Annotated in this window: 14 protein-coding genes; 5 read left to right on the top strand and 9 right to left on the bottom strand. The window is 46.3% G+C overall.

Features of this window, described 5'->3' with window-relative positions:
* Positions 1–7: 7 nt before the first annotated feature.
* Positions 8–268 carry a sigma-70 family RNA polymerase sigma factor gene (locus WBJ53_RS31525; RefSeq protein WP_338877260.1) on the bottom strand — a complete coding sequence of 87 codons (261 nt, stop codon included), beginning with the start codon at positions 266–268 and terminating at the stop codon, positions 8–10.
* Positions 269–718: 450 nt separating this feature from the next.
* On the opposite strand from WBJ53_RS31525, the gene nadC reads away from it, so the two are divergent.
* Positions 719–1552: a carboxylating nicotinate-nucleotide diphosphorylase gene (gene nadC, locus WBJ53_RS31520; RefSeq protein WP_338873814.1), complete on the top strand. Its 834-nt coding sequence runs from the start codon at positions 719–721 to the stop codon at positions 1550–1552.
* A gap of 221 nt (positions 1553–1773) precedes the next feature.
* Here nadC and WBJ53_RS31515 read toward each other — a convergent pair whose 3' ends face one another.
* Positions 1774–2520: an ATP-binding cassette domain-containing protein gene (locus WBJ53_RS31515; protein ID WP_338873813.1), complete on the bottom strand. Its 747-nt coding sequence runs from the start codon at positions 2518–2520 to the stop codon at positions 1774–1776.
* Positions 2520–3251, bottom strand: coding sequence for an ABC transporter permease (locus WBJ53_RS31510; RefSeq protein ID WP_338873811.1), 732 nt, complete (start codon positions 3249–3251; stop codon positions 2520–2522). The genes WBJ53_RS31515 and WBJ53_RS31510 overlap by 1 nt, the downstream gene beginning before the upstream one ends.
* 161 nt (positions 3252–3412) lie before the next feature.
* On the opposite strand from WBJ53_RS31510, the gene WBJ53_RS31505 reads away from it, so the two are divergent.
* Together WBJ53_RS31505 and WBJ53_RS31500 are read left to right on the top strand one after the other, a co-directional pair.
* Positions 3413–4087, top strand: coding sequence for an SDR family oxidoreductase (locus tag WBJ53_RS31505; RefSeq protein ID WP_338873809.1), 675 nt, complete (start codon positions 3413–3415; stop codon positions 4085–4087).
* A 139-nt stretch (positions 4088–4226) separates the two neighbouring features.
* A complete protein-coding gene (locus WBJ53_RS31500; RefSeq protein ID WP_338873807.1) occupies positions 4227–5141 on the top strand; it encodes an ROK family protein in 915 nt (304 codons plus the stop codon).
* Between the two features lie 90 nt (positions 5142–5231).
* Here WBJ53_RS31500 and murB read toward each other — a convergent pair whose 3' ends face one another.
* On the bottom strand, positions 5232–6257 hold the full coding sequence (gene murB / locus WBJ53_RS31495) for a UDP-N-acetylmuramate dehydrogenase (RefSeq protein WP_338873805.1): 1026 nt from the start codon (positions 6255–6257) through the stop codon (positions 5232–5234).
* Between the two features lie 126 nt (positions 6258–6383).
* Here murB and WBJ53_RS31490 point away from each other — a divergent pair, with 126 nt between their 5' ends.
* The gene (locus WBJ53_RS31490) at positions 6384–6980 is read left to right on the top strand and encodes an SPOR domain-containing protein (RefSeq protein ID WP_338873803.1); all 597 of its coding nucleotides are present in this window, start codon (positions 6384–6386) and stop codon (positions 6978–6980) included.
* A gap of 81 nt (positions 6981–7061) precedes the next feature.
* The gene (gene gmd / locus WBJ53_RS31485; RefSeq protein ID WP_338873801.1) at positions 7062–8174 is read left to right on the top strand and encodes a GDP-mannose 4,6-dehydratase; all 1113 of its coding nucleotides are present in this window, start codon (positions 7062–7064) and stop codon (positions 8172–8174) included.
* 80 nt (positions 8175–8254) lie between these two features.
* On the opposite strand, the gene WBJ53_RS31480 is transcribed toward gmd, so the two are convergent.
* The 5 genes from WBJ53_RS31480 to WBJ53_RS31460 form a co-directional block, all read right to left on the bottom strand.
* Positions 8255–9781: a Do family serine endopeptidase gene (locus WBJ53_RS31480; protein ID WP_338873800.1), complete on the bottom strand. Its 1527-nt coding sequence runs from the start codon at positions 9779–9781 to the stop codon at positions 8255–8257.
* A gap of 216 nt (positions 9782–9997) precedes the next feature.
* The gene (locus WBJ53_RS31475) at positions 9998–10444 is read right to left on the bottom strand and encodes an Hsp20/alpha crystallin family protein (protein ID WP_338873798.1); all 447 of its coding nucleotides are present in this window, start codon (positions 10442–10444) and stop codon (positions 9998–10000) included.
* Positions 10445–10693: 249 nt separating this feature from the next.
* Positions 10694–11455, bottom strand: a complete 762-nt coding sequence (gene rnc, locus WBJ53_RS31470; RefSeq protein WP_338873796.1) for a ribonuclease III — start codon at positions 11453–11455, stop codon at positions 10694–10696.
* 3 nt (positions 11456–11458) lie between these two features.
* Positions 11459–12709, bottom strand: a complete 1251-nt coding sequence (gene fabF / locus WBJ53_RS31465) for a beta-ketoacyl-ACP synthase II (protein ID WP_338873794.1) — start codon at positions 12707–12709, stop codon at positions 11459–11461.
* 57 nt (positions 12710–12766) lie between these two features.
* Entirely contained in the window at positions 12767–13006 is a 240-nt protein-coding gene (locus WBJ53_RS31460; RefSeq protein ID WP_338873792.1) for an acyl carrier protein, read from the bottom strand.
* Positions 13007–13030 lie beyond the last annotated feature (24 nt).

Here is a 13030-nt window from a genome sequence, read left to right as displayed (position 1 = left end):
TATTCAGTTACAATAAAAACCGTAACTGCTCTTCCAATACTTTTCTGGCCCGGAATAATTTTATTTTAATGTTGGATTCCGATAAGCCGGTAATTTCTTCAATCTCCCAGATTGACTTTTCATCCAGGTAATATAACGTAATCATTAGCCTTTCCCTTGGCGGGTGTCGATTAATAGCCTCTTTAATATAGTTCTGTTGCTCAGATGCCTGTAGATGCTCCAGATGAGAAGTTTGGTGATGAGGTATATTGGTATTGGCGCTTTGAATAGGAACTGTGGCGACCCGCTGTTGTTCTACTTTAGTAATGATGATATTCCAAGCGGCAATTAGCAGAGCATCACCCTAACTAGTCTATTATTCCTCCGGTCTGTTTCATAGGCGTAGATTGTCGACGAGATTATAATTAAGCCGCTATCAATAATTCAGCCCCTAATTGGCCAAAAGAGAGGATACTGCTTTTTAAGCTCCTTCTCCCGCTTATCATTTAACCGGTTGGCTCACACTACCTGTTTTTTCCGAGCACCGTTCACTTAATCAAAGCCCGATAAAGCGTCAGGTTAGCTGCCCTGTTTGTCTGGGTAGAGGGTGCTATCTATGCCCTAACCGCGCCAACTATCCTGAAATGCCTCAACCGTAGTTGGGTGTAATGCATAGGAACACATAGATCGGTTTGCGTTTCTTCAGAGGAGCATCGCCAAAATTTGTTACCTTGCACTTATGAATTTGCATGAATTTATCCAGTTAGCTTTGGCCGAAGACATTGGCGATGGCGATCATACATCGCTGGCAACTATTCCGGCCGATGCGCAAAAGCGCGCTCGCTTACTCGTAAAAGGAGAAGGGGTTTTGGCCGGTGTAGAAGTAGCAAAGGCAGTTTTTGCCGAAGTAGACCCCAGCTTTCAGGTTGATGTGTTGTTGCAGGACGGCACCTATATAAAACCTGGAGATGTTGTTTTAACGGTTAGTGGGAGTGCCCGAAATATTCTGACGGCTGAGCGGTTAGTTCTGAATTGCATGCAGCGAATGAGCGGCATTGCTACCCATACCCGGCAATTGGTCGACCTGCTCGAAGGAACGCGGGCCCAACTGCTCGATACCCGTAAGACAACACCAAATTTTCGCATTTGTGAAAAAATGGCTACTAAAATAGGGGGAGCCGTCAATCACAGGTTTGGGTTATATGACATGATTCTGATTAAAGATAATCATATCGATTATGCCGGTGGTATTGAAGCCGCTATCAAAAAGGCAGTGACCTACTTACAGGAAACGGGTCGGTCGCTCCGGATCGAAATAGAAACCCGAAACCGGGCCGAAGTAGAAGACGTATTACGGGTGGGGCAGGTCGATATTATTCTACTCGATAATTTTCCGCCTGATGGCATTCGGGAAATGGTTCGATTAATTAATGGCCGTTTTATTACAGAAGCCTCGGGAGGTATTGATGAGACAAATTTGCGAGCTTATGCCGAGACCGGAGTCGATTTTATCTCCTCCGGTGCTCTGACACATCAGATTAATAGCCTTGATTTAAGTTTGAAGGCTTATTGATAGGAGTAGCTTAATCTGAGCTGGCCATTGGTTATTTGTCATTAAAGTGGTATTACCATTTTTCCATGATGACAATTGACCAATGCCTGGCCAGGCCTGCAGTCAAAAAAATGTAAAGGAAGTGTTCGCTTGAGGGATAGAAACGGAAAGGCATCAGGCGCAAATTAACTAATCCTGTCTTTAATTACACTTAAAGTCTTTAGCGAACGGTCAGTATAAGTTCATTTCTCCATTTCCCGAAGCAATTTATTGGCATAAATAAATTCGTTCAGTTCTGGTACATCAGACTGAGTCAGTGTGTTGCTGTTACCTTCCCAGAGTTTATTTCCCTGATAGAGGAACATAATTTTCTCGCCAATTTCCATCATCGAGTTCATGTCGTGGGTGATCACAACGGTAGTAATCTTGAATTCGTCCGTAATTTCGGAAATCAACTGATCGATCTTGATGGAGGTGAGCGGGTCCAGGCCAGAGTTGGGTTCATCGCAGAATAAGTATTTAGGATTTAAAACGATAGCACGGGCAATACCAACCCGCTTTTTCATTCCTCCACTTATTTCGGAGGGCATCCGGTCGCCCGCGTTTTCCAGGCCCACCCGGCGCAAACATTCCATAGACCGATCTTTCTTTTCGCTTTCGGCCTGATCGGTAAGCATGTTCAGCGGAAACTGAACATTTTCGAGTACTGTCTTTGAGTCGAACAGGGCAGATCCCTGAAACAAAACTCCCATTTCGCGCCGAATAGCTTTCTGTTCCTCCAGGTTTCCCGTCAGAAAGTTGCGGCCGTCGTACAGAACCTCTCCCGAGTCGGGCTTGATTAAGCCAATCATACATTTTAGCAGAACGCTTTTACCGGTACCACTACCACCGATTATTAAACTGGTATCGCCCGGCTGAAACGTACCACTAATGCCCGCCAGAACCTGTCGATCTCCAAACGTTTTGGCTATGTTTCTTATCTCAATCATTACGTCAGCAATACTTGCGTTAAGATAAAGTCGGCGGCTACGATGGCAATACAACTGTTAGTAACGGCCGATGTTGAAGCGGCTCCAACTTCCAGTGCGCCCCCTTTTACATTATAGCCCTGGTAGGCCGAAATGGTTGATACCAGAAAGGCAAAGACCACAGTCTTGATCAGGGCAAACGTTACACCAAATGGTTTATAGTCGAAGCGCAGGCCCGAAACATAATCTTCGGGTGAAATAACACCTGCCAGTACCCCGGCTATATAACCACCCAGTATGGAGAGAAAGCCCGCCATGATGACCAGCAGAGGAAACATCAGAACAGACGCTACAACTTTGGGCAGCACCAGATAGGAACTAGAGTTAATACCCATCACTTCGAGTGCGTCAATTTGTTCCGTGATCCGCATCGTGCCAAGCTCGCCCGCTATGTTGGACCCAACCTTACCGGCCAATACAATGCAGGAGAGCGTAGGAGCAAGCTCAAGAATGGTGCTGTCTCGAACAATTAGAGCAATGATGTTTTTAGGGACAAATGGATTGGTAAGGTTATATGCTGTTTGTACACAGGTTACGGCTCCAATGAAAGTGTTAACCAGCGCCACAATAAAAATGGAGCCGACACCAATTGACGTACACTCATTCAGAATAAGGTTTAGATATACCCCGAATTTCTCCCGATTTCGGAAGAGTGTACCCAGAAAAATGAAATAATGGCCTAATCGTGACATAAAACGCGCGTAGAGGAGCAATATGCTGTTCCTGTTGTTGATGGTAACAACATCGAGACAACCCCGGCAAAGATAGAATGGTTTCTAACGTAACTTGCGCCGTAGCTTAAAGCCAACTGGTTTTAAGACGAACGCTGGTTTTGTTAACGAATTTCGACTATATGAATCCATTAATTGTTGTTACGGGTGGCACCAAAGGCATAGGCCGTGCTATTGTAGACCGGTTCGTTTTGGAGGGCTTCGATGCCGTTGTTTGCGCCCGTTCGGTCGATGGTATACAGGGCCCCGGCTTGCTCCCGTTTGCTGCTGATCTTTCCGGCCGCGAGGGCGTTGAGGCACTCCTCCGCTATATTTATTCTCTAAACCGCCCGGTGGATGTATTGGTTAATAATACCGGAATATTTTTGCCTGGAATGATTCGGGAAGAAGCCGAAGGTACGTTCGAACTGCTGATGAATACCAATGTGGGCAGTGCCTACCACCTGACCCGAGGGTTGGTTCAGAACATGATAGACCGACGGCGGGGGCATATTTTTATGATGTGTTCAACAGCCAGCATTACGGCATATACCAATGGAGGCTCTTATTGCATTTCTAAATTTGCTCTGCTGGGAATGAGCCGGGTTTTGCGGGAAGAGTTGAAGCCTCATGGCGTTAAAGTGACAGCCATTATGCCTGGTGCTACACTCACTGCCAGTTGGGAAGGGACCGATCTGCCAGAAGAACGTTTTATGAAACCGCAGGATATTGCCAACAGCGCCTGGCTTGCCTATAGTTTGTCGGAAAGTGCAGTAATTGAAGAAATTGTTATTCGGCCACAATTAGGCGATATTTGATTCGGTTGTGTTGTTGGGGGAATAAGAAACGATCTGGTGGCGATAAATTACGGTTGACTAACGACTCTTTCGTATCTTGCGTCCCACTTCATCCGGCCTAGGCTTATAACTGTTCACTGTTAACTGATTACTGTTACGAATGTCTTCTGTTGAATATTTGGGTATTGACGTCGGCGGAACGAACGTCAAAATGGGTATTGTTGACGCCAGCACTGGCAAAATCTCGAATTTCTATAGTCACGATACCATTAGCTGGCGGCAGTCTGGCCATTTCGTTGAGCGGTTTGGCGATGCAGTTGCTTTACAGTTGCTGTCTAATAAAGATGTTAATCGAGTAGGTATTGGCCTCCCCGGAATGCTGAGCCGGGACCGTACGGTGCCACTCGAAATCACGGCAATTCCCGAAATTAATGGTGTTCCGCTGGTAGAAACCCTAACGAAGCGTTTTCCTGGAGTTCAGTTTTTTCTGGAAAACGATGCCAATGCTGCTGCACTAGGCGAATATTACTTCGCAGAAGAAAAAATAACAGAAAACTATATCTTCATTACTCTGGGAACAGGTGTAGGCGGAGCTGCTATCATCAACAAGAAAATTTTTACGGGTGGCGATGGTAATGCCATGGAACCTGGCCACATTCCTTCGCGTCATGGGCGCGTATTGGAGCGAAATATTGGAAAAAAAGAACTACTCGAACTGGCCGAACTGCGCCGGTCAGAATATACGGGCGAAACCCATTTGCCAGGTGATGGCGACATTTCGACAACTGGCCTGGTAGCGGCAGCGGCTGAAGGTGATGAACTGGCTCTTCAGATTTGGGCTGAAGTTGGCGAAATTCTGGGCGAGGGGCTGGCCGCACTTATTAAAATACTGGATATTAAGCAGGTATTGATAGGAGGGGGCTTATCGGCTTCGTTCGATTATATCTTACCTGCTGTTGAAAAAACGTTGGATTATTGGCTTAATCCATATTACAAAAACGGTCTGGCTATCAAACGGGCTACGTTAGGAAATGATGCAGGCCTGCTGGGTGCAGCGTCGTTGTGTTTTGAGTAAGCTATATTACCCAGGAGAGGGCCCGAAGCCAATGAATTGCGTAGCCGCGTTTCTAAGTCCAGGCCCTCTCTGTTCTATACACTATTATGCCTAAACTATATTTACTTCTGGCGAAATAGCGACCCCAAACTTTTCCAGCACTGATTTCTGTATGCGTTTGGCCAGTGCCAGAATTTCGTCGCCAGTAGTATTTCCGTAGTTGACCAGAACAAGCGCCTGCCTGGTATGTACACCTGCATCGCCGGATCGATAGCCTTTCCAGCCAGCCTGCTCGATTAGCCACCCCGCTGGAATTTTGACTACCCCATCATAAACCGGATAGCCGGGCAGAGTAGGATAGGATTCTTTTAACGAATCGAACTGATCCTGCGAAATTTCAGGGTTTTTGAAAAAACTGCCAGCGTTACCTATCTGTGCCGGATCTGGAAGCTTACTCTGGCGAATATGAATAACTGCATCGCTAACAGCTTTAACACTCAGGTTTGCGTCGGAGATGCCCATGGCTGCCAACGTTTCCTGAATTGCTCCATAGCGAGTATGAAAAGTTGCCTGTTTATTTAGCTGAAACGTTACGCTCGTAATAATATACTGATTCTTAAGCTCGCGTTTGAATATGCTTTCGCGGTAGCCAAACTGGCAGTCTGCATGCATAAAACGACGCCGTTCGCCCGTATGTATATTGATAGCCGTCAGCGATTCAAATACCTGCTCCAGCTCAACACCATACGCCCCAATATTCTGCATAGGAGCAGCTCCAACGGTTCCCGGAATAAGTGATAGGTTCTCCATGCCTGCATAGCCCCGCTCAATACAGAACATAACCAGATCGTGCCAGACAACCCCTGCTCCGGCAGTTAGGTAAACATGGGAGTTATCTTCTCGAAGAACGTCGATTCCCTTAATGTTCATTTTAACTACTAAGCCATTAAAGTCATGGCATAACAGCACGTTGCTTCCTCCACCTAAAATTAGTTTTGGTGTATCAACAAAATCGGTTAACTGTAGTAGTGTCTGAATATCGGTTTCCTGATTAATCTCAACCCAGTACCGCGCGTTGGCATCAATCCCAAAAGTATTGTAGGGTTTGAGCGACACGTGGCTTTCAATTGTCAGCATGTGTTGTTTATAATAAGCACCCAAAATTAACCAAAATATACGTTGGGATAGCGAGCGGTTTTGCAACCTTCGGTCATAGAACTGACAAATTACTTATTTTTGCTTTCTAACTTTTCACTATTAGCTATGCGCTTCGGACTCAGTGGCTTCTACTTGCTGGTTTTTCTGGTTTTAACCGGGTGTGCAACCAGCCGGTCGGCGGCCTCTAAAAAGTCAACCGTAAACTATAATAGTTATAACGAAGATTTGTCGTCGGTGCGGCCCGTTTATAATTCGACCGCAGCCGGGAAGTCTGTACCGGCTACCCGCCCAGCTACCCCAGCTTCAACCAGTGCTACTACGGCGAGCCCGTCGCGCAGGAGTGAGTCAGCTAAACCTGCGGGGCCAATTGAAGCCCTTCATGTCAACCGTAGGCTCGATTTAGTGCTCGATACCATCGCTGTAAAGAACAGAGCGATACGTTATGCGCCTGGTTTTCGCATTCAGGTGTATGTTGGTAACCAAAGAAAAGAAGTTGATGCGGCTAAGTTACTTATTTATCAAAATTTTCCCGAACTTAGCCCTTACTTGACCTATAACCAGCCAACATATAGATTAAAAGTTGGAGACTTTATGCGCAGGGTCGATGCGGAGCGTTATTATGCTTCAATTCGTCAATTACTGCCTTCAGCACAATTACAACCCGATAAAGTAGATGTTCGTCGCAGCCTATCAATAAAATAATTCATATATTTTAGGCCGTATTATTTATATTTGATGAGTTTTGTACAACTCTGAGAGCAATCTTTTCCTGTGTAAAAAATTATGAAGAAAGCATTAATTACCGGTATAACCGGACAAGATGGAGCTTATCTGACCGAGTTCCTTCTGGCAAAAGGATACGAGGTACACGGCATAAAGCGCCGGAGTTCGCTGTTTAATACGCAGCGGATCGATCATATGTATGAAGATCCGCACGAAAAGAATGTGCGCTTCAAGCTGCACTATGGTGATCTGTCCGATTCTACCAATATTATCCGGATTATTCAGGAAGTACAACCCGACGAAATTTATAACCTGGGTGCTATGTCGCACGTGCAGGTGAGTTTCGAGGAACCTGAATATACGGCACAGGTTGATGGAATTGGAACACTGCGCATTCTGGAAGCCGTTCGGCTGTTGGGCCTGACGGAAAAAACCCGGATTTATCAGGCTTCTACTTCTGAGTTGTACGGTGGTGTTCAGGGGCATGCCCAATCGGAAACCACGCCGTTCTATCCGCGGTCGCCTTATGCCGTTGCCAAACAGTATGGATTCTGGATCACGGTTAACTATCGGGAGGCATATAACATGTATGCCTGCAATGGTATTCTGTTCAACCACGAATCACCGCTTCGGGGCGAAACCTTCGTTACGCGCAAAATAACGCGTGCCGTAGCTCGCATTGGTCTGGGTTTGCAGGATAAAGTATATCTGGGTAATCTGGATGCTCAGCGTGACTGGGGCCATGCAAAAGACTATATTGAGGCAATGTACCTGATTCTTCAACAGGATACACCTGAAGATTTTGTAATTGCTACGGGTGTTACGACCCGTATCCGTGATTTTGTGCGGATGTCGTTTGCCGAAATTGGCGTTGAACTGGAGTTTAAAGGAGAAGGTGCTTCTGAAACGGCTGTTGTGGTTAGTGCCTCGAACCCTGAGTTTCCGATTGAAGTGGGTAAAGAAGTAGTTTGCGTTGATCCACGTTATTTCCGCCCTACCGAAGTAGATCTGTTACTTGGCGATCCAACCAAAGCGATGACCAAGCTGGGCTGGAAACCTAAATATGATCTGCCTGCACTAGTGAAAGATATGATGACAGCCGATATTGATCTTTTCCGTCGCGATCAACTGCTTGCCCAAAGTGGTCATCCTGTTCTTAATTACTACGAATAAACAGAACAACACTCGCTTACGTAAACAATTAAGGCCACCCAATGAGTGGCCTTAATTATTTATACTACTAGCTGTTAAGATTAAACAGGAACGGCGTAGTAATACATGCGGGAGCTATTAGGATACATTCCAATCAGCATTAAGCCTTCGCCTTCTTTTACCGACGACAACGCAGCCTGTAGGTCTTTTGTGGTTTTCACGTTTTTGCCATTGGCTTTCACAATGATAAATCCTTCTTCGATCTCCGTTTCGGCCAGTTTACCGTCCGCAATTTTCTTCACACGAACCCCACCGCTAATGCCAAGCTGTTTGGCATCCTGAGCACTCAGATCTTCAAAGCTGGCACCCAGCGAATTTAGCGAAGCAGCCGAGGCTGTAGCTTCTTCTTTTTTAATTACATCGTGGCCACCATTGCGGTTGCGAAGTTCAATTTTGAAGTCACGTTCGGTACCGTTCCGGTTAACCGTTACATTGATGATATCGCCTGGGCGACGACGACCAATGATTTCACGCATTTGCGCATCCGAATCAAGCGATTGGCCTTCCATTTTGACAATAACGTCACCTTTTTCCAGCCCGGCTGATTTTGCTGCACCATTGTCGACCAGCGTTTCTACATAGATACCACGGCCAACTTTAGCGCCTTTTTCTTTAGCTACCGTGCTGTTCAGCTCAATAGGAATGATACCCAGATAACCCCGTTGTACATTGCCATATTTGAGCAGATCGGCCGATACTTTTTTCACCAGCGATACGGGTACTGCAAAGCCATATCCACTATAATAGCCAGTTGCCGAAGCAATAGCCGAGTTAATACCGACCAGTTCGCCACGAAGATTTACCAGCGCACCACCCGAGTTGCCAGGATTAATGGCGGCATCGGTCTGGATGAATGCTTCTACAGGGGTGTCGGCTTTCTGGTCGTTTTGTTGCTGACGGGCATTTTGGTCGAGAATACCAATACGACGGCCTTTAGCACTAACGATACCGGCCGTTACGGTCGATTCAAGATCGAGAGGATAACCCACTGCCAAAACCCATTCGCCTAGTTTCAGGGCATCAGAGTCGCCAAGCGTAATAGCTGGCAGGTTGTTGGCATCGATTTTAACAACAGCCAGATCGGTAAGAGGGTCTGTTCCAATTACTTTCGCTTTGAAGCTACGTTTGTCGGTCAAAATAACTTCTACTTCATCTGCATCCTGAACAACGTGGTTGTTCGTTACGATATAACCATCTTTGCTAATGATAACCCCCGACCCTGAAGCCTGTCCCTGCTGACGACGTGGGCGGCTTTGACCACCAAAATCATCACCGAAGAAATCCCGGAAAATATCAGGAATTTGTTGCTGGCGAACCGTTCGTGTTATTGTGGTCCGGATATGTACAACCGTTGGGGTTACGGCTTCTGCTGCGGTAGAAAAATCGTTAGGAGTAGCGACGGGCCCATTACCAGTAAGAGCGGCTAACCTTCCCGTAATAGTTGGGGTAGGTGAGGATTCGTTAAAAATTACATCGCGCTTATTAAATCCCAGGAAGTTATAAGCGGCCAGCGTTATTACACTCGATAAGAGGGCCATCAACGCCAAAAGTTTCCAGTTGCTTTTCATGTTAATTAAGAAAATCTAAGTTGCTGTCCTTATGTGTAAGACGTATACTAATTTACTGTTACTTGTTAGTATAACGGAAACTCCGTGTTGAAAAATCCGGGGTTTGTCATCCTTAACAAATTTTAACAAGGCTTTGTTAACGAGAAGGTAAGATAGCGAAAAGCCCGCGAGAAATTACCCCACAGGCTTTTTCTTATTTCGATTTGAGCCTTTTTATTACCCGCCAATTTCAATCTGCCGGGGCGGTTTTACTTTTGCCTCTTCACGTTTCGGAATGTTAATTTTCAGAACGCCATCTGTATAAGATGCCTGAATATTGTCGGCATCGACAGAGGTTGGCAATGTAAATGTTCGCTGGAAAGATGAATAACTAAACTCCTGCCGCGTATATTTCTCATTCGGCTTATCCGATTCCTCTTTTTGGGTTTCCTGATAAGCCGAGATCGTTAGATTATTATGGTTCAGGTTTAGTTTAAAGTCTTCTTTCTTCAGACCCGGAGCAGCTACTTCAATACGGAAACCATCGTTGTGCTCTATTACGTTGACTGCTGGCACATTGTTAACCCACGATGAGTTAGAGTTAAAGAAGTCGTTCATGTCACGACCAAAAAAGTTCTCGATCAACGACGGTAAGTTGTTGTTCGTGCGCATTAACGGATTCATGACGTTTCGTTGGTTTTGAGTTAGAAATACGTTAACTAATTACGTCTAGTATTTTTCAAACTCTGTGCCAGCGTGTTTGTTAGCACAAAACCGGTTAATATGTCATTAAATTGCGCGTGAATAAGCGCCAAAAACAGACAAAGTGGCGGCTGCTGTCAGTTTTTTTATTTATGAAGTAGTAAAGAATCTGATTCCAGGTTGCCTGGTATGGCGGTTTTACATTCTACAGATTCAGAAGCGGAACAGCAACTATTTAGCATCGAGTAGCTCAAGGGCTTTTTCGGCAGCGGCCTGTTCGGCTTTTTTCTTGCTATAACCACTTCCTGTTGCAAACTGCTCATCATCGATAGTGACCTGAGCAATAAACTCTCTGAAGTGGCTGTTGCCTTTTTCTGACAAAATTTCAAAACGAACTTCTTTGCCAGAACGCTGCGCCCATTCGATCAGGCGGCTTTTGAAATTGACATTGTTCTGAACGACCGAATCAATGTCATAGTGAGCTAGCAATTCTTTAAGGATAAACCGGCGGGAGAATCGGAAGCCTTTGTCCAGATAAACAGCACCCACCAGCGCTTCAAGAGCGTCGCCGTACATCGACGTACGAGCGGGAAGGCTACGCGTACGGCTCCCGTCGTATTCAATCAGATGATCGAGGCCAATTTTGCGTGAAATGCCGTTAAGGGTTTCGCGGTTCACAATCCGGGAGCGGATTTCGGTCAGAAAGCCTTCGTCTTTATAAGGATACTTTTTGAACAGATATTCAGCAATGACCATTCCCAGCACTGCATCGCCCAGATATTCTAAGCGCTCGTTTGATTCCCGGAACCCTTCAATAGCAGTAGCTTTTGACGCCGAAGTATGACGCAGGGCTAACTGGTACAAACCGATATTGGAGGGCCGTTCGCCAATGATATGGGCGATTGACCTCCGCAGATTTTTGCGGGGATTGGTAGTGCTGGATCGAAACCAGTCGAACGGATTAAACAAACTACGAGGTAGCGCGAGTTGCACGACTCAGCTTAGTTTACGGAAAATGACAATGGCATTATGGCCTCCAAAACCAAACGCATTGCTCATCACAGTGGTTAGCGAACGAGCCTGCGCCTTCATAGGGGTTAGGTTAAAACGCGAATCAATCTCTTCGTCCACGGTAAACAGGTTAATCGTGGGGGGCACTAACTGGTGCTCCAGAGCTTTAATACTGGCAATGGCCTCAACAGCTCCTGCCGCTCCCAGCAAATGGCCGGTCATGGACTTGGTAGAGCTGATATTCATTTTAAAGGAATGATCTCCAAACAGTTGATAAATCGCTTTCAACTCCTGTGGGTCGCCAACTGGTGTCGACGTACCATGGGTGTTGACATAGTCGATCTCAGATGGAGCAATGCCTGCATCGTCCAGCGCATCTTTCATGGCCAGATAAGCGCCAAGTCCTTCGGGATGCGGTGCTGTAATATGATAAGCATCCGATGACATGCCACCGCCAATTAGTTCAGCATAAATTTTGGCTCCTCTGGCTTTGGCATGTTCATATTCTTCCAGAATGAGCGAACCGGCTCCTTCGCCCAGAACAAAACCGTCGCGGTCTTTATCATAAGGGCGAGATGCCGTTTCTGGGGAGTCGTTTCGTTCGGAAAGGGCACGGTTTGCATTGAAACCTCCAATGCCCGCGCGGGTAACAGCAGCTTCGGAACCGCCCACTACACACATAATCATTCGGCCCAGCCGAATGTAATTGAATGCGTCGATGATACCATTGTTGGTGGATGCACAGGCCGACACCGTTACGTAGTTGGGACCACGGAAGCCATAGCGCATGGAGATTTGCCCCGATGCGCTGTCGGCAATCATGCGAACAATAAAGAATGGGTTGATGCGAGGGGTTCCATCGCCTTTGGCATAATCGATCATTTCGTCCTCAAAGGATTTGAGACCGCCAATACCAGAACCCCAAATGACGCCGACTTTATTCCGGTCAATTTTTTCGAGGTCCATTCCCGAATCCTTAATGGCCTCGTCGGTAGCGATGAGCGCATAATGGGTAAAGGCATCCATTTTACGGGCATCCTGCCGGGGAATAAACTGCGTGACATCGAGCCCCTTCACTTCGCACGCAAATTGCGTACGAAACTTAGAAGCATCGAACTTCGTGATCGGGCCGGCACCGCTTACGCCGGCTGATAAGTTGTTCCAAAAGGTCGGTACATCGTTACCAATCGGCGTAAGTGCGCCTAAACCCGTTACGACTACTCGTTTTAACGTCATACAGTTTTACTCCGGGGTAATGAGAAGAGGATAGCGTTAGGTGCCAACCTCAAAAAATTATTTACCTGCGTTTTCTTCCAGGTAAGAAATAGCCTGACCAACCGTGCCAATATTTTCGGCCTGATCGTCTGGGATAGAAATGTTGAATTCTTTTTCAAATTCCATGATCAATTCAACCGTGTCGAGTGAGTCTGCGCCCAAATCGTTCGTGAAGCTAGCCTCGGGCGTTACCTCCGACTCTTCTACGCCCAATTTCTCGACAATGATATTTTTGACCTTTTCTGCAATTTCTGACATTTTAGTAGTCCGTTGGGGTTGAAA

The sequence above is a fragment of the Spirosoma sp. SC4-14 genome (assembly GCF_037201965.1).
In the GTDB taxonomy this organism is placed as follows: Bacteria; Bacteroidota; Bacteroidia; order Cytophagales; family Spirosomataceae; genus Spirosoma.
Note: the sequence above shows the minus strand (reverse complement) of the source record. Positions and strands in the feature narration are given on the sequence as shown.

Bases quoted from the DNA above. Each gene is read 5' to 3' on its own strand.
- WBJ53_RS31460 (WP_338873792.1), bottom strand. From the start codon at position 13,006: ATGTCAGAAATTGCAGAAAAGGTCAAAAATATCATTGTCGAGAAATTG.
- WBJ53_RS31490 (WP_338873803.1), top strand. From the start codon at position 6,384: ATGCGCTTCGGACTCAGTGGCTTCTACTTGCTGGTTTTTCTGGTTTTA.
- nadC (WP_338873814.1), top strand. From the start codon at position 719: ATGAATTTGCATGAATTTATCCAGTTAGCTTTGGCCGAAGACATTGGC.
- murB (WP_338873805.1), bottom strand. From the start codon at position 6,257: ATGCTGACAATTGAAAGCCACGTGTCGCTCAAACCCTACAATACTTTT.
- WBJ53_RS31515 (WP_338873813.1), bottom strand. From the start codon at position 2,520: ATGATTGAGATAAGAAACATAGCCAAAACGTTTGGAGATCGACAGGTT.
- gmd (WP_338873801.1), top strand. From the start codon at position 7,062: ATGAAGAAAGCATTAATTACCGGTATAACCGGACAAGATGGAGCTTAT.
- WBJ53_RS31505 (WP_338873809.1), top strand. From the start codon at position 3,413: ATGAATCCATTAATTGTTGTTACGGGTGGCACCAAAGGCATAGGCCGT.
- WBJ53_RS31480 (WP_338873800.1), bottom strand. From the start codon at position 9,781: ATGAAAAGCAACTGGAAACTTTTGGCGTTGATGGCCCTCTTATCGAGT.
- WBJ53_RS31500 (WP_338873807.1), top strand. From the start codon at position 4,227: ATGTCTTCTGTTGAATATTTGGGTATTGACGTCGGCGGAACGAACGTC.
- WBJ53_RS31510 (WP_338873811.1), bottom strand. From the start codon at position 3,251: ATGTCACGATTAGGCCATTATTTCATTTTTCTGGGTACACTCTTCCGA.
- WBJ53_RS31475 (WP_338873798.1), bottom strand. From the start codon at position 10,444: ATGAATCCGTTAATGCGCACGAACAACAACTTACCGTCGTTGATCGAG.
- fabF (WP_338873794.1), bottom strand. From the start codon at position 12,709: ATGACGTTAAAACGAGTAGTCGTAACGGGTTTAGGCGCACTTACGCCG.